Annotated in this window: 24 protein-coding genes; 17 read left to right on the forward strand and 7 right to left on the reverse strand. The window is 58.6% G+C overall.

The annotated features are described in order from the left end of the window. Nucleotide 1: 1 nt before the first annotated feature. The 4 genes from ispG to JOE56_RS08955 all read left to right on the forward strand — a co-directional run bounded on the left by ispG (nt 2) and on the right by JOE56_RS08955 (nt 3142). A complete protein-coding gene (ispG, locus tag JOE56_RS08940) occupies nt 2-1147 on the forward strand; it encodes a flavodoxin-dependent (E)-4-hydroxy-3-methylbut-2-enyl-diphosphate synthase (protein ID WP_204515720.1) in 1146 nt (381 codons plus the stop codon). A 38-nt stretch (nt 1148-1185) separates the two neighbouring features. Next, nucleotides 1186-1977 (forward strand): GNAT family N-acetyltransferase, encoded by a 792-nt coding sequence (locus tag JOE56_RS08945; RefSeq protein ID WP_204515721.1) that lies wholly within the window; start codon nt 1186-1188, stop codon nt 1975-1977. Between the two features lie 75 nt (nt 1978-2052). Next, a complete protein-coding gene (locus JOE56_RS08950) occupies nt 2053-2223 on the forward strand; it encodes a hypothetical protein (RefSeq protein WP_204515722.1) in 171 nt (56 codons plus the stop codon). Further along, nucleotides 2165-3142: a cytochrome b/b6 domain-containing protein gene (locus tag JOE56_RS08955; protein WP_420867787.1), complete on the forward strand. Its 978-nt coding sequence runs from the start codon at nt 2165-2167 to the stop codon at nt 3140-3142. Before JOE56_RS08950 ends, JOE56_RS08955 begins: the two co-directional genes overlap by 59 nt. 15 nt (nt 3143-3157) lie before the next feature. Here the strand turns inward: JOE56_RS08955 and JOE56_RS08960 are convergent, their stop codons facing one another. Continuing rightward, nucleotides 3158-3550: an RNA-binding S4 domain-containing protein gene (locus JOE56_RS08960; RefSeq protein ID WP_239271650.1), complete on the reverse strand. Its 393-nt coding sequence runs from the start codon at nt 3548-3550 to the stop codon at nt 3158-3160. Between the two features lie 84 nt (nt 3551-3634). Between JOE56_RS08960 and JOE56_RS08965 the strand changes: the two genes are divergently transcribed. Beyond that, on the forward strand, nt 3635-5464 hold the full coding sequence (locus JOE56_RS08965) for a proline--tRNA ligase (protein WP_204515724.1): 1830 nt from the start codon (nt 3635-3637) through the stop codon (nt 5462-5464). A 2-nt stretch (nt 5465-5466) separates the two neighbouring features. Beyond that, nucleotides 5467-6297, forward strand: a complete 831-nt coding sequence (locus JOE56_RS08970) for a TSUP family transporter (protein WP_204515725.1) — start codon at nt 5467-5469, stop codon at nt 6295-6297. Nucleotides 6298-6838: 541 nt separating this feature from the next. On the opposite strand, the gene JOE56_RS08975 is transcribed toward JOE56_RS08970, so the two are convergent. Then, complete coding sequence (locus tag JOE56_RS08975; protein ID WP_204515726.1) at nt 6839-8032, reverse strand: YbfB/YjiJ family MFS transporter; 1194 nt, start codon at nt 8030-8032, stop codon at nt 6839-6841. Next, entirely contained in the window at nt 8019-8252 is a 234-nt protein-coding gene (locus tag JOE56_RS11655; RefSeq protein WP_338028655.1) for a carboxymuconolactone decarboxylase family protein, read from the reverse strand. Before JOE56_RS11655 ends, JOE56_RS08975 begins: the two co-directional genes overlap by 14 nt. Before the next feature lie 317 nt (nt 8253-8569). Between JOE56_RS11655 and JOE56_RS08985 the strand changes: the two genes are divergently transcribed. After that, on the forward strand, nt 8570-8932 hold the full coding sequence (locus JOE56_RS08985) for a VOC family protein (RefSeq protein WP_204515728.1): 363 nt from the start codon (nt 8570-8572) through the stop codon (nt 8930-8932). 2 nt (nt 8933-8934) lie between these two features. On the opposite strand, the gene JOE56_RS11740 is transcribed toward JOE56_RS08985, so the two are convergent. From JOE56_RS11740 to JOE56_RS09000, 4 genes are all read right to left on the reverse strand, one after another. After that, nucleotides 8935-9588: a Gfo/Idh/MocA family protein gene (locus JOE56_RS11740; protein WP_420867788.1), complete on the reverse strand. Its 654-nt coding sequence runs from the start codon at nt 9586-9588 to the stop codon at nt 8935-8937. 12 nt (nt 9589-9600) lie between these two features. After that, nucleotides 9601-9852: a Gfo/Idh/MocA family oxidoreductase gene (locus tag JOE56_RS08990; protein WP_204515729.1), complete on the reverse strand. Its 252-nt coding sequence runs from the start codon at nt 9850-9852 to the stop codon at nt 9601-9603. An 812-nt stretch (nt 9853-10664) separates the two neighbouring features. Further along, a complete protein-coding gene (locus JOE56_RS08995; RefSeq protein WP_204515730.1) occupies nt 10665-11684 on the reverse strand; it encodes an aminoglycoside phosphotransferase family protein in 1020 nt (339 codons plus the stop codon). An 8-nt stretch (nt 11685-11692) separates the two neighbouring features. Next, nucleotides 11693-12625 carry a hypothetical protein gene (locus JOE56_RS09000; protein ID WP_204515731.1) on the reverse strand — a complete coding sequence of 311 codons (933 nt, stop codon included), beginning with the start codon at nt 12623-12625 and terminating at the stop codon, nt 11693-11695. A gap of 107 nt (nt 12626-12732) precedes the next feature. On the opposite strand from JOE56_RS09000, the gene JOE56_RS09005 reads away from it, so the two are divergent. From JOE56_RS09005 to JOE56_RS09050, 10 genes are all read left to right on the forward strand, one after another. Further along, entirely contained in the window at nt 12733-13194 is a 462-nt protein-coding gene (locus JOE56_RS09005; RefSeq protein ID WP_204515732.1) for a ribosome maturation factor RimP, read from the forward strand. A gap of 94 nt (nt 13195-13288) precedes the next feature. Further along, a complete protein-coding gene (gene nusA, locus JOE56_RS09010; RefSeq protein ID WP_204515733.1) occupies nt 13289-14251 on the forward strand; it encodes a transcription termination factor NusA in 963 nt (320 codons plus the stop codon). 51 nt (nt 14252-14302) lie between these two features. Further along, a complete protein-coding gene (locus JOE56_RS11745; protein WP_420867795.1) occupies nt 14303-14530 on the forward strand; it encodes a YlxR family protein in 228 nt (75 codons plus the stop codon). 129 nt (nt 14531-14659) lie between these two features. Further along, complete coding sequence (gene infB, locus JOE56_RS09020) at nt 14660-17665, forward strand: translation initiation factor IF-2 (protein ID WP_204515735.1); 3006 nt, start codon at nt 14660-14662, stop codon at nt 17663-17665. Nucleotides 17666-17682: 17 nt separating this feature from the next. Further along, nucleotides 17683-18120: a 30S ribosome-binding factor RbfA gene (rbfA, locus tag JOE56_RS09025; protein ID WP_102238762.1), complete on the forward strand. Its 438-nt coding sequence runs from the start codon at nt 17683-17685 to the stop codon at nt 18118-18120. Nucleotides 18121-18227: 107 nt separating this feature from the next. Then, the gene (locus tag JOE56_RS11310; RefSeq protein ID WP_239530419.1) at nt 18228-19058 is read left to right on the forward strand and encodes a VldE C-terminal domain-containing protein; all 831 of its coding nucleotides are present in this window, start codon (nt 18228-18230) and stop codon (nt 19056-19058) included. A gap of 3 nt (nt 19059-19061) precedes the next feature. Further along, nucleotides 19062-20024, forward strand: a complete 963-nt coding sequence (truB, locus tag JOE56_RS09035) for a tRNA pseudouridine(55) synthase TruB (protein ID WP_204515736.1) — start codon at nt 19062-19064, stop codon at nt 20022-20024. Between the two features lie 65 nt (nt 20025-20089). Then, nucleotides 20090-20713: a MarR family transcriptional regulator gene (locus JOE56_RS09040; RefSeq protein ID WP_204515737.1), complete on the forward strand. Its 624-nt coding sequence runs from the start codon at nt 20090-20092 to the stop codon at nt 20711-20713. Next, the gene (locus tag JOE56_RS09045) at nt 20703-21155 is read left to right on the forward strand and encodes a hypothetical protein (RefSeq protein WP_204515738.1); all 453 of its coding nucleotides are present in this window, start codon (nt 20703-20705) and stop codon (nt 21153-21155) included. Before JOE56_RS09040 ends, JOE56_RS09045 begins: the two co-directional genes overlap by 11 nt. A 61-nt stretch (nt 21156-21216) precedes the next feature. Next, complete coding sequence (locus tag JOE56_RS09050) at nt 21217-22167, forward strand: bifunctional riboflavin kinase/FAD synthetase (RefSeq protein WP_204515739.1); 951 nt, start codon at nt 21217-21219, stop codon at nt 22165-22167. Nucleotides 22168-22278 lie beyond the last annotated feature (111 nt).

Genomic DNA, 22278 nt, shown 5'->3' on the forward strand with positions numbered 1-22278 from the left:
AATGCCTGCCGTAAATCTTGGAATGCCATCGACTCCCACTGTTTTGGCGCCGCGTCGCAAAACCCGCCAAATCAAAGTTGGAAGCGTAGGGGTGGGGTCAGACTATCCCGTGAGCGTGCAGTCCATGACCACCACCAAAACCACGGACATCAACGGCACGTTGCAGCAGATCGCCGAACTCACCGCGTCCGGGTGCGACATCGTCCGCGTGGCTTGCCCCAGCGCCGACGACGCTGAAGCACTCCCAGCGATCGCCCAGAAATCACAGATCCCCGTGATCGCTGACATCCACTTCCAGCCCAAGTACGTGTTTGCGGCGATCGAGGCCGGCTGCGCAGCGGTTCGTGTGAACCCCGGTAACATCCGCAAGTTCGACGACCAGGTGAAAGAAATCTCCCAGGCCGCCAAGGACCACGGCACCTCGATCCGCATCGGTGTCAACGCCGGGTCACTGGACAAGCGCATCATGGAGAAGTTCGGAAAAGCCACGCCCGAAGCCCTGGTCGAATCGGCCGTGTGGGAAGCCTCGCTGTTCGAAGAACACGACTTCCACGACTTCAAAATCTCGGTCAAACACCACGACCCCGTCATCATGGTGGAGGCCTACCGCCAACTTGCCGAACGCGGAGACTGGCCGCTCCACCTCGGCGTGACCGAAGCCGGCCCAGCTTTCCAGGGGACCATCAAATCTGCGACCGCGTTTGGGGCGCTTTTGGCAGAAGGCATTGGTGACACGATTCGTGTGTCACTGTCTGCGCCGCCGGTTGAAGAAGTCAAGGTGGGAACCCAGATCCTGCAGTCGCTCAACCTCAAGCAGCGCAAGCTCGAGATTGTGTCGTGCCCGTCGTGCGGACGTGCGCAGGTGGACGTGTACGAGCTGGCCGACAAAGTCACTGAAGGCCTCAAAGGCCTGGACGTGCCACTGCGCGTGGCCGTCATGGGGTGCGTTGTCAACGGTCCCGGCGAAGCACGCGAAGCCGACCTGGGTGTCGCATCTGGTAACGGCAAAGGCCAGATCTTCGTCAAGGGTGAAGTCATCAAGACCGTGCCTGAGTCCAAGATCGTGGAAACCCTGATCGAAGAAGCCCTGCGTATCGCTGAAGAGAACGGCGACCCGTCCGGCGAAGCAGAGGTTGTCGTCGGTTGATCCGGCTAGCGCCCCTGCTTCACCATCACACACCGTGGGTGCAGGGCGTATGCGCGGCCGACCCAGCCGGAACCATCACCATCCAGCGACTCGTTGACGGGGCTGGTACCGCTCAAATCGACGCACCGTCCGGTGTCCTGTGGGGTACGGTCAGCGAACAGGGGAGTGCCCTGCCACCAGAGGCGGTGTTTTGGATTGGGTACTCAGTCACCCCGCTCACCCCGTCTCTCAACGGGGTTGCTGACGTGGCGTCGCTTCTCAACCGCCGAGGTCGTTACCCGTGTTCACTGGTGGGGCACCGAGAGCCGGTATTGGATGTGTATCGCCGGCTAGTGTGGGGGCCACCTCGGGGAGTGCGACCGCACCAACCGTTGCTGGTGGCATGTGAACGGCCGGACGTTGACGAGATCCCGGTCCGCGTCGCCAGGGCCGACGAGTACACACAGGTGTATGACGCCTCCGTGGCGATGTTCAAAGAAGAAGTGGGATTCTCCCCTGAGCAGCCCAACCCCTCTGGGTATCGGGCGCGCGTGCGATCACTCTTGACCGGTGGGCACACGCTGGTGCTCAGCGACGGGAACACCCTGATCTTCAAAGCCGACCTGGGCGTGATCTCTAGTCGAGCAGTCCAAGTCCAAGGCGTGTGGGTCCACCCCGCCTACCGTGGCCAAGGAATCGCCAGCCGAGCCATGGTCTCCGTGACGCGACACGCCCTTGCGTACGCACCCACGGTGAGTTTGTACGTCAACTCATTTAACACCTCGGCGCTGGGTGCGTACGCACGCGCTGGCTACCGCCAAATAGGCGAATTCGCCACAGTCATGTACTGACGCGGCTCCCTGACGTGGCGGCTCAACAGGTGGGACGTGACGGCTCGCACAGTCGTAAAAGGTGACCCTGTGCACATGAAAATCTCAGAATGTTCTAGCATTGAGGTGTTTCAATACGGCCTTTGGCCGGAACCTGTCGGTCGAGGCGCACGCGCCTCCCTGAACATACGGACGTTTAAATATGATGATGGCAACTTCGAAAAAGAAGAAGAAAAAGAAGAAGGGAAAGAAGGGCGCGTCCTTTGATCCCAAGTCCCTGATCAAACCCGCAATCTGGGCGGGTGTGGCGATTGTCGCGATTGTCATCGTGGTGCTCATTGCCAACTGGCTGCGAAGCCTCGACGCTGTTGAGGCCTTCATTGAGAAGTACCCGGGCGAATACGAGCTGCCAGAAGGTGCGCCGGTCGGGTTCCCCGCATGGCTGAACTGGCAACACTTCCTCAACATGTTCTTCATGTTGCTGATTGTTCGTTCAGGATGGCTCATCCGTTCCACGCCTAAGCCGGACTCGTTCTGGACGCGCGACAACACCAAGTTCATCAAGACCAAGGGCGAACCTAAGAAGATCTCGATGAACCACCTCATCCACTTCTCGTTCGACACGCTGTGGGTGCTCAACGGTGTGATCTTCTTTATTCTGCTGTTCGTGACCGGCCAGTGGATGCGTATCGTCCCCACCAGCTGGGAAGTTTTCCCGAACGCGCTGTCTGCTGCCCTGCAGTACGCTTCCATGAACTGGCCAGTGGAAAACGGCTGGGTCAACTACAACGGTCTGCAGCAGCTTGCCTACTTCACCACCGTGTTCATTGCTACTCCGCTGGCCATGATCACTGGTCTGCGCATGTCAGAGGTGTGGCCCATTAAGGGTAAGTTCAACGACGTGTACCGCGTTGAGCACGCTGCAAAGGTCCACTTCCCAGTCATGATCTACTTCGTTGCGTTCACTGCAGTTCACGTGTTCCTGGTATTCGCAACCGCAATTGTGGCAGGCAAGGGACCGTTCGCGAACCTCAGCCACATGTTTGCGGCCGCACCGGACAAACCAATCCTGGGTCTGATCCTGTTCCTGGTTGCCGTGGTTGTCATGGCAGCTGCGTGGGTAGTCATCCGCCCAATCTTCGTAGCACCAGTAGCCGGCAAGTTCGGAAACGTGACAACCCGCTAGCAGCTCGGTTCCCGGCTAGAGGGAGGGCCGTCCGCGCAACTTATCGAGTGCGCGGCGGTCCTTTTTCGTGGGCCGGCCCATGCCCTTGTCGCGGCGTGGTACGGGAGCGCGCAACAGTGGGCTGGGTTCGGGGGAGTTGTCCACGTAACATGCGCGCGCAACTGAGGCGGGACCTCGGGTAGCTAGAAACCCTTGAACCACTAAAATCCGGTCGATTCCGTGACGACGGATGTGTACTTCGTCGCCGATTTTGACCTTGTACGACGCCTTGACCTTTTCGCCGTCAACCCGCACGTGACCGCCCTTGATAACAGAGGCGGACAGGGTGCGGGTCTTGAAAACGCGCACCGCCCACAGCCACGAGTCGATGCGCTGCGATCCGTGCGTGTCAAACGTGGGCTCAATCATGCATTCGAGCATAGAACACCAGGTGGTAATCTGTGCCCAGGTCCGGTTTTGGCCTGTCAATGAGTTAAATCAGGAGTTAGAGCTATGCCCTTGCGGATGTCCACGCTTTTTGTGCGCACCCTCAAAGAAGAGCCTGCAGATGCAGACGTCAAGAGCCACAAGCTGTTGCACCGTGCGTCCTACATTCGCCGTTCAGCTCCGGGAATCTACACGTGGTTGCCTCTGGGGCTGCGGGTGCTGGACAAGATCGAAGCTATTGTTCGCGATGAAATGAACAAGGCAGGGTCGCAGGAAGTTCACTTCCCTGCGCTGTTGCCTGCTGAGCCGTATGAAAAGTCCGGTCGCTGGGAAGCTTTTGGTGAAGGTATTTTCCGCCTCCAAGACCGCAAAAAGGCTGATTACCTTCTGGCTCCCACGCACGAAGAAGCCTTCACGCTTCTGGTCAAGGACCTGTACTCGTCGTACAAGGATCTGCCGGCTAACCTGTACCAGATCCAGACAAAGTACCGTGATGAAGCCCGGCCACGCGCGGGGCTGTTGCGCGGGCGTGAGTTCATCATGAAGGACGCGTATTCGTTCGACATTGACGACGCGGGCTTGGACGTTGCGTACGAAAAAATGCGTAAGGCTTACATCAACGTGTACAACCGGCTTCAGTTGCCGTTCGTCATGGTTGAAGCGACCCCTGGCGCTATGGGTGGTTCCGGTACCCACGAGTTCCTGTACCCGTCCGAGGTGGGTGAAGACACCTACGTGCGTACCGACGGCGGATATGCGGCAAACGTCGAAGCTGTCACCACGGTCGTGCCGGAAGATATCGACTACAGCGACGCCCCAGCTGCTCACGTCGAGGACAGCCCCGGGACCACCACGATCGCTACTCTGGTGGAATTCGCTAACACGCACCACCCACGTGAGGACCGTCCGTGGACCGCTGCCGACACGCTGAAGAACGTCGTGTGTACAGTCGTTCACCCAGATGGGAAGCGCGAAGTCGTTGTCATCGGTTTGCCTGGTGACCGCGAAGTTGACCTGGGTCGCGCCGCCGGAACTGGCATGTTGGGGTCCGGCGAAGTCGATCTGGTGGCTGCAACCGATGAGGACCTGGAGAACCACCCTGGACTGGTGAAGGGCTTCATCGGGCCAGGTAACAGCCTGGATCAGGCCGTCCTGGGTCTCGAAGGCTCCACGAAGATCCGCTACTTGCTGGACCCGCGCGTGGTTAGCGGCACCCGCTGGATCACGGGTGCGAACGAACCGGACAAGCACGTGTTTGACTTGGTTGCCGGCCGTGACTTTGTGGGTGATGAGTTTATTGAGGCCGCCGAGGTCGTCGCCGGTGACCCTGCCCCCGACGGTTCTGGTGAGCTTCAGCTGGCACGCGGTGTTGAAGTAGGTCAGATCTTCAAGCTTGGTACGCGGTACGCCGAGGCCCTGGGACTTTCTGTTTTAGATGAAAACGGAAAAGCCCGCGTGGTCACGATGGGTTCATATGGAATTGGTGTGTCGCGTGTTATGGCTTGCATTGCTGAAGAGCACGCGGATGACAAGGGACTTGTGTGGCCAGCTAACTTGGCGCCTGCCGATGTCCACATTGTTGCGACCGGAAAAGACGCCCAGGTCTTTGACGTGGCTGAAGAGCTGACGGCCCAAGTTGAAAAGGCCGGTTACACGGTTCTTCTTGACGACCGTCCAAAGGTCAGCCCAGGTATGAAATTCGGTGACGCTGAACTCTTGGGTATGCCCACGGTCGTCGTCGTGGGACGTGGACTCAAAGACGGCGTGGTCGAATTGCGTGACCGCGCCACCGGAGAAGCCACCAACCTGCCCGTTGAAACGGCCGGTCAGAAGATCATTGACGCAATCGCGCAGAAACTGGATGCGATCAACAGCATCGAACTGCTCGGACAGTAGACATGCTGACGGCGATCCTCAGCCAGCCAGGAGCTTTGGCCGTCGCACATGTCGACCTAGACATCACGACAATTCTGCTTTTGGTGTTCGCCAGCGCGTTGGCTGGTTGGATCGATGCTGTTGTGGGTGGCGGTGGCCTGATTCAGCTACCGGCGCTTTTGTTAGTGCCGGGGATGACTCCGATTCAGGCTGTCGCCACCAATAAGATTGGTTCGATCTGTGGCACCACTGTTTCTGCCACCACATACTTGACCAAGGTGAAGGTCGATAAATCGGTCACGGTGCCGGGCGCGATTTTCGCGTTGATAGGTGCCGTGATGGGTGCGCTGGTTGCTTCCCAGATTCCGGAGAAAGCGTTTACGCCCATCATTCTGGTTGTGCTCATTGGGGTGGGTGTTTTTACGCTGGCGAAACCGTCGTTGGGAGCCGAAGCGCGTTTGCGATTTAGTGGACGGCCCCGCATGCATCACGGGGTGTCGTGGTTGATTGGTCTGCTAGTGGGCATGTACGACGGCGCGCTGGGTCCTGGGACGGGTTCGTTCTTAGTGATTGGCCTGGTCGCGGTTGTGGGGTTCAGTTTCTTGCAGGCTTCAGCGAGCGCAAAGGTGATGAACTGGGCCACCAACTTTGGGTCGCTGTTGTTCTTTATTCCAGCTGGTTTCGTGGTGTGGAAGGCCGGGCTCGCAGTGGCTGTGGGGAACGTGATTGGCGGGTTCTTTGGCGCCAAACTCGCGATTTCTAAAGGTTCCAAGTTTGTACGCGTGGTGTTCGTGGTGGTGGTGAGCGCCCTGGTGCTCAAGCTGGGTTTCGACATGATCCGCGAAACCCTGTAACGGCTTCAAACGTCCGGGCGAAACGGCGCAAAGCGAGCGAAACTGCGCAATATAATGCGCAGTTTCGCTCGCTTTGCGCCGTCTGGTCTTGAACTCACTAGCCGAAATGTGTTGGTGCCAAGAAGTTGCCTGCCCAGTTTGGACTTGACGTTGGAAGTGACGAGCACATTCATCGCCCGGCATGGTTGGGGGTGCGAAAAACGGAGGGTCTTACGTAGTGGCCAGGTCAGCTCATAGCCATCGAGGCCGCGAGGTGGGTGAGACATCGGAACATTGATGAGACCGACTGTTAAGCCTTGTGCGTTCAACCACTCCCAGATCGTGTCGTAGCCGAAGTCGGGTGTTTCCAGAAGACGGTCACCGTAACCGGGGTCTTGCGTGTCGAAGAACTGATAAATGCCATGCCTCCGGGCTGGCGAGCGGTCATGAAGGATGCCCAACCGGGGGGCTCACACCGTAAGCAATATACGGTTCCCCTGCCGTTAGGCAGTTAGATAAAATCTCACGTGAAGAAAATCGGCATGCTCTGTGCTTTCCATTTTCACCCCTGCTTTCTACCGGTGCTGGAAACAGTAAGGTGGGCGCCGCGCAGCGTGAAAAACATCCCGACAATCAATGAACCAGCCGCCACTACGAAACTCAAGGTAGTTGAGTTACTAAACACCATGGCGATAACCGCAGGGCCCATAATTTGCCCCAAGCTGTACCACGTCGTCAGGGAAGCCGCCGCAACTGGGCTCCCCGCTTTGAGACCCGCTTCAATAGTCAGCATCGTTACCCCCATGAAGGTAGCTCCGAACAAAGACGCCGACACAAACAAGAGACCGGGCCCAGAGCTGAAGACTGCCACGATAGCACCAGTAACCTGCAGGAAATAGCATCCAGCAAGCGCTTTGAAGGTTCCCACTCGGTTTGCCGCATACGACCAAAACAACGGGGATGGAGCGGTGGCGCATCCAGCCACCAGCCACGTCGAGGCAGCGGCTGTTTGCCCGAAAACCGGCTGCGCTAGAACCACCAGATATGTACCGATGATGATGTAGCCTGCGCCTTGGAAGAGATATCCAGCAGATAGCCACCGCAATGGTTCAAGCGAAGATTCCTGTCCTTGGTCACTTCGTGGCCGAGTAGAAGAATCGGAGCGATTCTCACGTATTGGCCAATTCCATGCAAGAAGCGAAAGTACTGCACTCACTGCTGCGCAGATAAGCCACAGTGCCCGCCATGAGATGGCGCTTCCCCCCATGAGGACAATTCCTCCGGAGATGAGGATGCCTAGCCCGACTCCTGCGTAAATTATTCCACCATCATGGGCTCGGCGTTTGACCACGGGAATATTCTGCGTCACCGAGACGAAGACTAAAGCTGAGATGGCACCAGCCCAAAAACGGACCGCTATTTGCCACCACGGTGAGCCGGAGAAAGCAACCGCCGCCAGAAGCACTGTCGTCAACACAAGGGCTGCCCTGTGTAACCTTCTAGAAATCGGCAACCACCCTCGGGAGGCCGCCAAAGAACCCACAAAATACCCGGCGTAGTTTGAGGTGGCGATCCACGCGCTGGACTGTCCCGACCAGCCCAGGGAACCTACCATCAAAGGCAAAATGGGGGTATAAAAGAATCTACCCAAGCCCATGGCTACTGCTAGGCCGGCGGTACCACGCGACACCAAAAGAGCATCCCGGTGGGTAGTTTCTGTCGCGGCGGAGTGAGCGTCTCCTTCAGGCTTCCCCATTGTTTTCCTCCTGTGCAATGCCCTGGGCGATGTTTGCTCCTTCTACTGCAGCTGGCATTCCAGCGTATACCCCAGCATGGAGAATAGCTTCGATAATTTCTTCAAATGAGCACCCGTTGCGGCGCGCTCCTCTAATGTGTGTTGCGTGGTACCGCCGGCCTAGCAGCGGCAACGGCTGAACTGAATTCTTTGCTGGGGGGGGGCTGTGTGCACTGGCCACGTGGTTGCGCTCTCCCCGTACGCGGAAGTGCTAAGGAGCCGGGCCAGGTTTGGAAGGCGCCCAGCAGCTACGCCCCCTCTCAACGAAATCGAGGCTTCCCCCCCCATCGATGCCGAGAATTAGCGCGCGAGTGCTCTGGTTCGTCATGCCTGCCCCCGAATACCCGTTGGTACTATCAGTGGTCGAAAACTGACTGTCTGGACATCATACTCCGATCCTCCTGGTTGGTCGCAATACCTTGCGATGAGGTAGTTCTGGATGATGAGTCCTGTCACGTTCCGCTCACCATTCCAAGCGGTGTATGGGATGCTAGGGATATGGCGATCACTCTCAACGGACTCCGCACAGTCGTATATCCAACCGACGATCTCGCAGCGAGTAAAGCTTGCTGGTCGGAGTTGCTTGGCATGGATCCCTACTTTGACCAGCCGTTCTATGTCGGCTTCGAGGTGGGAGGCTATGAGTTGGCGTTGGACCCCGATGGTGATGTGAACGGTGGTCCTGTTGTTTACTGGGGCGTGGATGATATTGAAGACTGCCACGAGCGCCTCATCGCCAGCGGCGTTTCGTCGGTGGATGACGTTTCGGAGGTTGGCGACGGGATCCGTGTTGCTGTGGTCGGCTTGCCGGACGGTTCCAAGCTTGGACTCATTGAGAACCCTCATTTTAAGGTTTCCTGAAGTTATGGACTAGGAGCAGGCTGCCCGCCCATTAAGGAGATGTTCTCCGTTCCTATGTTGCAGCGGGGCTCCCGCTGCAACATAGGCTTGCTCCTGAGGTTCATTACTGCCCTCGCGTTGTGGGTCCAGCCGAACGGCCGGGGCACCCCTTGTCGCGCTTGATAGACCGCTGTGATCATGGCGTTGACCTGCTCGGTGTACTCGGAACCGGTTTGGTTCTCGAAAGAGTGGACCGTCGAAGCGGTCCCATCTGCGAGAACCAGTCGTGGTGCTGATTCTCTGTTTGGACTGAATCCGAAGGTGGTTTGTAGGTCCGCGGACCGTTGCGGTGTTGCGATTCGGAAGCGGGTGCAGTCATAAGTTACTTCGGAAGCCCAGGCCGTCGAGATGCGAAGAACGCTTCCATCGGCAAAGTGGACTGTCAGCCTACCCGCCACCTCGACATCACGCGCGGACGACGCCGTCGCCATGTCTGTACTGCGACGCCACCGCGCCGAGGCGCTGAGATTTGCCATTGGCGTCAGCTCGCATGTCACTCCGGTCATTGAAGCAGTAAACATTGCGTACGCGACATCAGCAAGGTGCCAGCCCAGATCTAGTAGTGCTCCTCCACCAGCAAATTTCCGGTCGGTGAACCAGCTATTTACACCGGGCACGCCCTCTCGGCGCTACCAGCTAGCTCCGATGTCGAATGGGCCAGGTCCGATGCTGTCCACCAGCAGGCGCACATCGGCGCGAAACACAGCCGACATCGCGGTCATGAGCACGGCGTCGGAGGACATCTGCTCTATTGCGGAGTCATACTCCGCAATGGCGAGACAGGAGGGCTTCTCTAGTAAATCAGAGCAGCCGCGGCGCGCCGCCTCTCTGGCGAGATGGCAGGGGGTATGGCTTGGGGTTCCAACGATCACGATGTCCATAGGGGGGCCCAGAAATCCTCAATGCTGGACAGGCGGTCCAGCGCCCCGGCCACCCCGGCCGGGGCGTAGCGCGCCACTACTCGGGCCGCCGGATGCTGAGCGAGACGGGGTTCCCAGACCTCTCGATTCACCCAGCCATATCCCAGCAGGCCAACACGCAGGGGGAGTGGAGAGCTCACCTGCGCACTCGAGACACAAGGTCTCCCACGAGCTCCCCCACGAGCTGGATGGTTGGGAGCTCCGCCAGCAGAGTCTTGTGTGCTATCCACAGCTCCCGGGCGGCAACATTCTCGGACTTCGGGCACATGCGGGCCATTTCGTCAACATTCAAATCCGGCCTCGGTCCGGACTGGAAAGGTCTTGGTCCGGTAGACGGGGGGGAAAGTCAACGCAGGCAGCGAGACCCGCGATCTTGAGCAACTCCACCAGGCGGTCCTGCTGTTCAGAGCTAAACGACTCATCGAGGGTGAACAAATGCACTAACGGGTGTGTGCCCCGTGGCATGCGCCTCGGGTCGAAAAGCCGTTTGGCTACAGTCGAATCTGTGGACTGTAGCTAAACTTCTCAGGATTACCTCCATTTAGTGACCTGCATCACCATTTAGGCGACTTTTGGCTACAGTCGACGTGCGAGTTGGGGCTCGGCTGTAGCTAAACGAATCGAAAGCCAGCCCGTCCCGAGGTGTCAGAAAGTTACGTTGCATGCATGGCTTGGTGCGAAGGAGCATCGGCAATCGTGGTGTTCGTGGTTGTGGTCAGCGCCCTGGTGCTCAAACTGGGTTTCGACATGATCCGTGAAACCCTGTAACGGCCTCACCCTAGTTTCTTCAGGTTGTGCGCATTGACGCCATAAGACCCCATGCCGGCTAGCGCGCGGGCAACCCACAAACTGCGGTCGGCGTCGCCGTAGGCTTTCTGGGTGCCACCTCGGGCGGATTTGAGGTACCAAAACATGTTGGCAACTTCGCGGGCGATCGACGCGCCCAACCCAAACTGCGGGTCAATCCCGGCGTGCTGACACAGCGAAACCGCGAAGTCATAGAGCCACTTGGCTTGCTGCGCGGGGTCGGGTGTGGGGATTTCGTAGAGCCGGTTCCACAGCATGGGAGCCACCATGTAGGCGACAGGCCCCAGAAGCGGTTGTGGGTCAATGGCCTTCCACGTGGAGATCCCGTTGGAGTCGGGGTGGCCGGCCAGAATGTTGTAGTAGTGCAGGTCGGCGTGAAGCAAGTACGACTGCTGCGACTGCGCCAACCGCGTGGTCCACATGTGTGCCTGGTCAATGACTTGGCGGTCTTCGGGGCGGAAGCTGCGGTAGTCGGCAAGCGCCTGCACGTTGCTGTTGAACTTGTTGAGCCACCCTTGCGCAATGTCCTGCACGCGCACAAATCCGCGCCCTCCGTGGACGGTGAGCACCCGCACCAGCTGACCCCAAATGGGCGGAACCTGGTCAAGCGGAACCGTGGACAGGTTTTCGGCAGTGACTAACCGCTCCTGCAAGGTGGCACGGAAAGACGAGTCCTCTTCAATAATCCGCACCGCACCGCGACCATTCCACGCACGCAGGGCCTCCAGCACCTGAGCGTGGACGTGCGGGTTCGCGGAGTTGGGAGAGGCGAAACGCACAATCGCTTGGTAGTTCTCCTTTGTGAGGACTGGAACCACCAGACTTTCGGCCCCGGCCCACGGCGATCCGGGCACGGGATCGGGTGTGAGCGACCACCGGTCACACAGCTCGTTGAACATGAAGGGGAGTGCTTTAGCCCATGCGTCGGCGCGTTCGGGCCCAATGAGCTCGCCAACCGCACCTAGTAGTGACTTCGGAACCTGCACTTCGTCTCCTAAAACCTCAACAGTTCAAACTTACCCGCCTTTTGGGTGGCGCGGGCGGATTCGTACAGGTGGCGCAGGGCAAACGCGTGTACTTCCTTTTCAGTCTGCGGATCTTTGGGGTATGCGAAGGTGAAGACGTTTGGGAGAGTCGCGGTGAGGAGGCTTTCGGCTTCGACCGCGAGTTTCTTAGTGTCGTGGGGGTCGCTGGGCAACTGCCACGCGGGTTTGTTTGCGGGCAGGTTCTCAACTCCCACCGAGGTGGCAAACGACCTGGCCTCCTCGGCCGCGTGGGCCAGGAGGTCGTGGCGGTCGCGGACGAACATGCCGTAGGGCGACTTCTCGTCCTCAAAGACCGCCAAGCGCTGGTAGGCATACGAGCTCTTGTGGCAGGCGGCAATGAACCCAGCCAAACCATCTGTCTTCTGTCCCTCTTCGTCGTCTTTTCCGTCACCGCCGGCGTCGCCTGAGTTGTTCCCGGGCGCAGGGTTGATGACGGGGGAGAAGGAGTCGGTGAGTTTACGTGCATCGGCTTTGAAGTCGCGCAGAAGAACTAGGGCTGTGCCCACTGCTACGTCAGCAAGGGTCGCCGAGGTGGCCCCTGCGAGGTTGGGAAAGACACCGGTGATTGCGGAATGGATTTCGGTCAGTGCGTCTTTGAAGTCGCGTTGTGGTTCAGGGGAGGGTGATTCGGTCGCAAGTTCGCTGGGCGGGGCCCACACCGGGCCGATAGCTTTGCTCAACCTGTCGCGAACCGATGTCTGGCCGCCGGTTGCTTGCGTGTTCTCAAGGATCCGGGCAATCCGGTTGCGCACTTTGTCGGTTGGGCTGAGGGTGGGAAGTTCGGGGTCGGAATCAACGCGGATTCCGCAACCACTTGTCAGCGCTACAGCGGCTGTGAGGGCCAAAAAACTCCGGCGGCCCAGCGTCCCTTTTCCTTGCATAATGGCAATCTTAGCGAAGGGACAGTCCCAGTGAAGTGAACCCAAAAGGTCGCTTGGTGTGCAGACTGCCAGTAGAGTCTCGTGTAACGGTTCTGGAAGGAGTCCACATGAAGAATGAAGCTCAACAGGTCACCGACCTGATCCGCACCCCACTGTCACAAGAGGGCCTCATCGTCGAAGACGTGAAGGCCCACGCGGCGGGACAGTACCGCAAGGTCACTGTCGTGATCGATTTGGATACCGACACCTCGGACCCGGTCTCTTTAGACACGATTGCCCAGGCCACAAAGATTGTGTCCGAACTCATCGACGGCGTGGAACTGTTTAACGACAAGCCCTACGACCTGGAAGTGACATCGCCCGGGGCAACCCGAGAACTTACTGAGAAACGTCACTTCCTACGGAACCGAGGTCGCAACCTGGATGTGCGCACCAACGGCCCCGCGTACACGGGCGAACTTGTCGATGTGACCGATCACGGCATCACGCTCGTAGACTCCAAGAAAGTGGACTATGTGATTCCTTTTTCGGACATTACGAAAGCAAAGGTCGTTTTGCGATTCCGCTAATCAGGTGAATCCATTAGGGTTACACCTACACGTTCATTTGTGAACAACTGAAATTTCAATAGCCGGGTAGGCGGCAAAACGGAAGGCCAGATACGTGGACATCGACCTGAGCGCGCTAAGAATGATCGAGCGAGAGCGCGAAATTCCTTTGAAAGTGCTCGTGGATCTGATCGAACAGGCCCTGCTTATCGCGTACCAGCGCACAGAAGGCTACTACCCGGACGCACGCGCTGAACTCGACACGAAAACCGGTAAAGCCACTATCTGGGCAGTCGAATTCGATGACGACGACAACCCCATTGGGGAATTCGATGACACTCCGGAAGGTTTTGGGCGCATCGCCGCACAGACCGCCCGCAATGTCATCCACCAGCGTCTGCGCGACGTCGAAGACGAATCGGTCTTGGGTTCCTTCAAGAACCACGAGGGTGAGATCGTCTCTGGCGTGATCCAGCAGGGCAAGCAAGAAGACATGGTTCAAGTGAACCTGGGTGACATTGAAGCCTTGCTGCCTCCGCACGAACAGGTGCCGGGGGAGACGTATGAACACGGTCGTCGTCTCCGCGTGTACGTTACCGATGTCCACAAGGGGCAGAAGGGTCCGTCCGTTACTGTTTCGCGTTCCCACCCCAACCTGGTGCGCAAACTATTTGCACACGAAGTCCCAGAAATCGCGGACGGTCAGGTGGAGCTCGTGTCACTTGCTCGCGAAGCTGGTCACCGCACCAAGATCGCAGTGACACCCAAGGTTCCCGGCCTCAACGCTAAGGGAGCCTGCATTGGTGAATACGGTTCCCGTGTGCGCGCCGTGATGGGGGAACTGGGCGAAGAAAAGATCGATATCGTCGACTACAGCGAAAACCCTGCCAAGTTCGTGGCTAACGCGCTTTCTCCTGCTAAGGCCGCCAAGGTGGAAGTACTCGACGAGTCCGCGAAGATGGCCCGCGCGTATGTGCCAAACGATCAGTTGTCGCTGGCCATCGGCAAAGAAGGTCAGAACGCTCGCTTGGCAGCGAAGCTCACCGGCTGGAAGATCGACATCGTAGGCACCGCATAGTCGAATTTGCCGAGTGTGTAGAATAGGTGGGTGTCTTGTGAACCTATCCGCATGTGTGTGGGGTGCAGAAAAGTAGAACCCATAAGCAAACTTTCACGGTTTGTCTCTGTACAGGGTTCGTTGACTGCAGATACCCAACGCACACTTCCCGGAAGGGGAATGTGGATTCACCCTACACAAGCGTGTTGGAAAACAGCGCGGAAAAAGAACGCGTTCGCACGGGCTCTTCGGGTGCGCAACCTAGAAGTTCCCGATCTACCGATTACGGAAAGTAGTTAGCGAAATGGAAACCACGTAGTGAGTGCTCAGAAATGACACCCAGAATTATTGGTTGTGAGCAGTGAAATGAGATCTGTTCACTTACGATGAGGTTCCTTCCTGTCCGGAAGGAGCCCGGACAGGAGAAATGTGGCTAAGCCCCGTGTCCATGAGCTGGCAAAACAGCTCGGCACTACCAGCAAAGATGTGCTGGCAAAACTTGAATCAATGGGCGAATTTGTTCGTTCAGCATCTTCGACAGTTGAAGCGCCTGTCGTTCGGCGTTTGAAAGAACTGTACGCGTCGAACAGTGCAGACTCCGCTGGCGACAAGCCCGGAAGTGGCGCCAAGACCGGTGCTAAGAAGACAGCGACCAAGACCGCTGCATCGAAGAGCGCAGCTGCCAAGACTTCGGCAACAAAAACCACGGCTGCAAAGCCCGGAGCGACCAAGCCTGCCGCTACTAAGAGTGGCGACTCTAAGACCGCGGCTTCAAAGACCTCGGCATCTAAATCAGCGGCACCTAAGCCGGGTGCGCCTAAGGAAGCAGCTAAAAAGGACACTGCGCCTAAAGAAACAACTGCAAAGAAGACCCCGGCTCCTAAGCCCGCTCCAGCCGCTGGCAAGCCTGGCGCCGAAAAGTCGGACGCACCCAAGCCAGCTGCTCCCACCTCGGCACCTAAGCCAGGTGCTGCCGTACCTAAACCCGCACCCAAGCCGGGCGCTCCAAAGCCAGGTGCGCCTGCCTCGGGAGCTAAGCCCGGACCTAAGCCGGGACGCCCAGGGTCACGCCCGGGCAACAACCCGTTCGCTTCCTCGCAGGGTATGCCAAAACCAGGCGCCAAGCCCGGACCTAAGCCGGGACGCCCAGGATCGCGCCCGGGCAACAACCCGTTCGCTTCCTCGCAGGGTATGCCAAAACCAGGCGCCAAGCCCGGACCACGCGGAGGCGACGACCGTGCGCCACGCCCCGGCCGCGGACCACGCCCAGGTGGCGGTCCCAAGCCAGGACAACGTTCAGGCGCACCACGCCCCAACCCGGCGATGCTCAAGAATTCCGCTATCGCTAAGCCAGCACCGTCACGCGGTGGTGGCCCCGGTGGACCAGGAGGTCCCGGCGGCCCTGGAGGCCCAGGTGGACCTGGCGGGCCAGGTGGCCCAGGTGGCGGTCGTCCGGGTGGCGGTGGCCGTCCCGGTGGTCGCGGAGGTCGTGGCGGCCGAGGTGGCACCCAGGGTGCATTCGGTCGCGGAACCGGACGCTCGAAGGGACGCAAGTCCAAGAGGGCAAAGCGCCAGGAGCTCGAAGAGATGCAGGCTCCCGTCGTCGGCGGTGTCAAGGTGCCCCGCGGCGACGGCGAAACACCACTGCGTCTGCGTCGCGGATCCTCACTGGCTGACTTCGCAGAAAAGATCAACACCGACCCAACCAACCTGGTGACCGTGCTGTTCCACCTGGGCGAGATGGCAACCATCACTCAGTCGCTGGACGAAGACACGTTCCAGATTCTGGGTGAAGAGCTGGGCTACAAGATCCAGATCGTGTCCCCAGAAGACGAAGACCGTGAGCTTCTTGAAGCCTTCGACATCGACCTCGATGCGGAAGCAGAAGAAGATGAAGAAGACATGGTTCCACGTCCACCGGTCGTTACCGTTATGGGTCACGTTGACCACGGTAAGACCAAGCTTTTGGACGCGATCCGTTCGTCGAACGTGGTGTCGCGTGAAGCCGGTGGAATTACCCAGCACATCGGTGCGTACCAGGTGAGTGTGGACCACGAAGGCGACAAGCGCCCCATCACGTTCCTTGACACCCCAGGTCACGAAGCGTTTACCGCGATGCGTGCCCGTGGTGCCAAGTCCACTGACGTTGCGATCCTTGTGGTCGCAGCCGACGACGGTGTGATGCCTCAGACGATTGAAGCGCTCAACCACGCTCAGGCAGCAAATGTTCCGATCGTGGTGGCAGTGAACAAGATCGATAAGGAATCGGCGAACCCATCCAAGGTCATGCAGCAACTCACGGAATACAACCTGGTTGCTGAAGACTATGGTGGTGACACCATGTTCGTGCCTATTTCGGCGCTTCAGCGCAAGGGTATCGACGACCTTCTCGAAGCTGTTCTGCTCACCACGGATGCAGCTCTTGACCTGCAGGCCAACCCAGACAAGGCTGCGCGAGGTATCGCGATTGAAGCCAAGCTGGACAAGGGTCGTGGTGCAGTGGCAACGGTTCTGGTGGAGTCCGGAACCCTGCGCCAGGGTGACGCGATCGTGTGTGGCACCAGCTTTGGTCGCGTGCGTGCCATGTTTGACGAAAACGGCCAGCAGCTGGAAGAAGCCGGACCTTCACGTCCGGTGCAGGTGCTGGGTCTGTCGAGTGTGCCTCGGGCTGGTGACAGCTTCTTGGTCACGGACGACGACCGTACGGCGCGCCAGATCGCTGAAAAGCGTGACGCGATCGAACGTAACGCCGCACAGGCTCGCAGCCGTAAGCGCATTAGCCTCGAAGACTTCACCAAGGCCCTTGAAGAAGGCAAGGTTGACATGCTCAACCTCATTCTTAAGGGTGACGTCTCCGGTGCGGTCGAAGCTCTGGAAGACTCGTTGCTCAAGATCGACGTGGGCGACGAAGTGGACCTGCGCATCATCCACCGTGGCGTGGGTGCGATCACCGAAAACGACATCAACCTGGCAACCGTGGACAACGCGATTGTGATTGGTTTCAACGTGCGCCCTGAAGCCAAGGCCCGCGACCTCGCGGATTCGGAAGGCGTGGACGTGCGTTACTACTCGGTGATTTACGACGCGATCAACGACATCGAGTCCTCGCTGAAGGGCATGCTCAAGCCAGAGTTCGAAGAAGTCCACACCGGATCCGCCGAAATCCGCGAAGTGTTCCGTTCGTCCAAGTTCGGAAACATCGCAGGTTGTATGGTCAAGGACGGTGTCATCAAGCGCAACGCTGGTGCTCGCGTGACTCGCGACGGGGTTGTTGTGGGCGACAAGCTCACAGTCGAATCCCTGCGTCGCTTCAAGGACGACGCAACCGAAGTTCGCGAAGGCTTCGAATGTGGTATCGGTCTTGGAAGCTTCAACGACATTCGTGAAGGTGACATGATCGAGACGTTCGAAATGCGCGAAAAGCCACGTGACTAGTTGGAAGGACGTTTCTCATGGCTGACTCCACACGTGCCCGCAAAATTGCGGATCGCATCAAGGTGATCGTTGCGCAGACGCTGGAAAAGCGTGTCAAAGACCCGCGTCTGGGCTTCATTACGGTGACCGATGTTCGTGTCACGGGTGATCTGCAGAACGCCACCGTGTTCTACACGGTGTTCGGGGATGACGAACAATTGGCGGCTACTAAGGCTGCTCTCAACTCCGCTAAGGGACTCATCCGTTCCGAGGTTGGGAAGGGTTTGCAGATTCGTCTGACGCCAAGTCTGGAGTTCGTTGCTGACTCGGTTCCTGCAGCTGCGGCTGAACTCGACACGCTTTTAGCAAAAGCACAGGAATCCGACGCTCGTGTGGCGGAACTCGCAAAGAATGCTAAACACGCTGGTGAGGCTGATCCGTATCGGAAGCCTCGCGAGGGTGAAGAGGATTTCTAAGAGAAATCTTTCACACAGAGGCCCCTTGTTGTTTGACAGGGGGCCTCTGCTCGTTAAACTTTTCATTGGTAACAAAACGATCACGAGCATGTTAAGGGACTGTAGCGATGGGTAAGCACTCAGCACCGAAGAAGTCGAAGACCTCGGTTAGCGACTTTATGTCGGCAGTCGTTGGCACCAAGCCTCGTGGTCGCCGAGCAGGTGACAAAGCGACAACCGCAACCGGCGTGATGCGTAGCGTCCGCCGTCGCCCCATGCTCGCTGCTGTTGTAGTTCCAGTGGCAGCAGGTGCTGCTCTGGTGACCACTGCCACCATGGTGGCCGGCGGTAACGACAGCAAAGACTCACAGGTAGTAGCAGAGTCGCACGCACCTGAGAATCAAGACTTCACCGCGTCGGAAGGAATTTCGGTCGACGGTAAGGATCAGGACATGTCTGCTTTTGCGTCCGGTCTGTCTAACGTTGGAGCAAAGTCGGCTCCAGAAGAAACGAAGTCCGCATCGTCATCCGGCTCGTCTGGATCAGCAGCTGGAGCGGGTTCTGGTGACTCGGTAGATCCTGGAAGTTCTGACAAGCCAGTGAGCGGTGCCCCATGTGGCGTCTCCGCATCCATTGAAAGTGGACTCACGCCAAACGCGATTTCCGCCTACCGTGCAGTGTGCGCGAACTTCCCGCAGGTCAAGTCCTACGGTGGGCGCCGTAACGACCCAGGCTCGGACCACAACTCTGGTCAGGCTGTTGACGCGATGATTCGTGGCCAGGTGGGTGACGAGATCACGTCGTTCCTCATTAAGAACCGCAAAGAACTCAACATCAAGTATGTGATTTGGGAGCAGAAGATTTACGCCCCTTACACCGGTTGGAAGGGCCGCCCCATGGAGAACCGTGGAGGCGACACTGCTAACCACTTTGACCACGTTCACATTTCGGTGAACTAATTCGTGGGCGCGTCAGCTCCCACCGGTATTCTCGTTGTCGACAAGCCTGGAGGCATGTCGAGCCATGCCGTTGTTTCGCGCGTCCGTAAATGGTTTGGCACATCCAAAGTTGGGCACGCGGGAACGCTTGACCCCATGGCCACAGGCGTTTTGGTTCTGGGCTTGGGAAAAGGAACTAAGCTTCTGACGTATTTGGTGGGTGCCGATAAAACGTATTCGGCCACCATCCGTTTGGGCGTTGGCACTCCTACCGACGATGCTGACTCCGCGCCCGACAGATTCGCCCCCGCGGACGCTATTCGTAACGTGGATCAGGCGTCGATTGCGCGTGGCGTTGAGCGCCTGACGGGGAACATTGAGCAAGTCCCCAGTGCAGTTTCTGCGATCAAAGTGGACGGCAAGCGGGCCTATGACCTGGTGCGCGCCGGAGAAGATGTGCAGCTCAAGGCGCGCACGGTCACGGTGTCGCGGTTCGAGGTTTCCGCGCCTGAACTCAGGGCTTGTGAGTACGACGCTTCACCTGCGTGCGAATGTGTGGACCTTGAAGCCAGCGTGGACTGCTCCTCGGGGACGTATATCCGCGCACTTGCGCGCGACCTCGGCGACTCCTTGGGTGTGTACGGGCACCTGACGCAGTTGCGCCGTGACCGGGTAGGGCCGTTTACTCTTGACCGGGCCGTGGAGCTGCCGTCGTACGAGGCGTTGGGGGAGCGTGTGGAGCCGGCGCCGTTGATTTCTCTGGCCGAGGTGGCAAGTGCTGTCCTGCCCACCGTTGAGTTGAGTCGTGAGCAGGCAGTCGATGTGGCTCACGGTAAGTTCATTGATGTGCCGGCTGGTAGCGGGGAGCGTGTGTGCGCGGGGTTGTACGACGGCATCTTGGTCGCAGTGCTGGAGTCACGAGCTGGCGGGCGTGCTCTAAAAGTGGCTACTGGTTTTGCTCAACCCGCAGATCTTAACAACCATTAGAGGTTGTAATTCAATTTACAACCGTGAAGGGTTGTAGGTGCGCAGTTGTGCGATACACTTCTACTATGTACGTTTTGACCGTCGACCAGCAGAGCTCGCGCACCCAACCTGATCGGGTTCCTGAGCTTCTGAGAGCCGTTGAGGACGTGTCGGCAGTCCTTCCATTCGTGCGAACCGTGGGCGATGAAGCTCAAGCGGTTTTAGATTCTGCGCCACACGTTGTTCGCGCGTGCATTGCGATTGCGCGAGCAGGTCAGTGGTCAATTGGAATTGGGCTAGGTGAGGTGGAGCACCCCCTCCCGGACAGTTCGGATCAAGCTCGAGGTCAGGCGTTTATTGCAGCGCGCACCGCCGTTGAGACGGCAAAGAACTCGTGGTCACCACTGTGCGTGGAAACGGCTACCACCAGTGAGGACCATGTCAAGGACGCCCAAGACGCACAAACAGTTCTGCGACTCATGTTCGACCTGACTGCACGTGCCACCGACGCGCAATGGCAAGTGATCAACGCGCTGCGGAATACGCCTGGAGCCTCTCAAACGCAGATCGCTCAAGACCTCAGCATCTCTCAACAAGCAGTGTCCAAATCTTTGCGAGCCGGGCGGGCTGAAGGCATCATGGAAGCGATTGACTGCGCTGAACGGTTACTCGACCGTGCTCACCAACCCTGGGAATCACATGCTCATTGATCTGCTTATCGCCGCTGGCGCCGCGCTTCTTGCGGCAGTTGCGGGTTTACCTGTGACTTCTGGAGTCTTGCGGCTGGCAGCCCGCGAGGATGGGGCGGGTGAGAACGACCTCGGCGAGCTAGAAGGCGAGGACAGCACTGAAGAAAGCACTGAAGAAAGCGCAGAACCCAACGTTCCGGACCCAACCCCAACCGCCAGCACGGGTGTGATGCGCGGTGGCCTCATGATTGGGGTGTTGGAACGTGCGCTTGCGGCGGCCGCCGTGGCGCTGGGGCGAGGTGAGGTGTTAGCCGTCATCATCGCGGTTAAAGGTCTGGGCCGCATTCCTGAACTGAAGAATTCGCGGGCCGCGGGGGAGCGGTTCATCATTGGCACCTTCGCGTCGCTGGGCGTGGGGTGCGCTGTTGGGGCGGTCGCATTCTGGCTGACCCAGGTTGTGTAAAGTAATTCCTGGCTAGCGCTAGGTAGCCGTCTTATGTGTGCGCAGAAGTTAAGGAGTGCGTGTGGAGGTTCTTCGGTCCGCTGACGAGGCCACCGATCTATGCGCGCTGACCTTGGGCAACTTCGACGGCGTACACATCGGCCACCAGGCGGTCTTGCGCACGTTGGTGCGCGTGGCTGATGAGCGTGGTCTTTCCAGCCTGGCCATGACATTCGATCCGCACCCAGCGGCCGTACATCGTCCCGATCACAAACCCCAGCTCATTACGGGGCTGGATGAAAAGCTGGCGCGCATCGCGGCAACCGGTGTTGATGCCACCTTGGTGCAACCGTATTCGCTTGAGTTTGCCGATCAGAGTGCTGAAGAGTTCATCGAGTTCTTGGCTCGTGACGTGGGCGTGCGTGCAATCGTGGTGGGACGCGATGTGCGGTTTGGTCGTGGAAACGAAGGCGACTTGGCCACCTTGCAAAACCTGGGGCAGCGCCACGGAGTCGAAACCGTGGTGGCGGTCGACGACCTCGGCGACGGTGAGGGCCTTTCGCGCGTGTCCTCCACCCACATCCGCTCCCTGTTGCTGGACGGCAATGTGGAAGGTGCCGCGCGCATGTTGGGCCGGCCCCACGTGGTGACCGGCACGGTGGTCAATGGCAACGCCCGAGGTCGTGAAATGGGGTTCCCCACGGCCAACATCGGTGGCGACGTGGCTGGTTTGATTCCGTCTGACGGCGTGTATGCGGGATGGGTGTACTTCGCTGATGGCCGGCAACAGCCTGGGGCGATTTCGGTGGGGTCGAATCCCACGTTCGACGGTGACGATCGTCGTGTCGAGGTCAATGTTGTGGGCGTTGAGTTCCCCGATATGGACGTGTACGGTGAGCCGGCGCGCGTAGAGTTTATAGCGCACATTCGTGGGCAAATCGAGTTTTCTGGCATGGACACGCTCATTGAGCAGATGCGTGACGATGTGAAGAACGTGTCGGCGGTCCTGGAAGCGGAACGCCAGAAGCCGTAGGAAGGCGTAGGGCGGCGATCGTTGAGTTCGCAGTGGTGGCGTGAATCGTGTTAAGGTAGTCCTTGCCGTTTTTCCGGCCGCGGTTCCATAGTGCTCGATGTAGAAGACTCG

The organism is Brevibacterium paucivorans (assembly GCF_016907735.1).
Classification (GTDB): domain Bacteria; phylum Actinomycetota; class Actinomycetes; order Actinomycetales; family Brevibacteriaceae; genus Brevibacterium; species Brevibacterium paucivorans.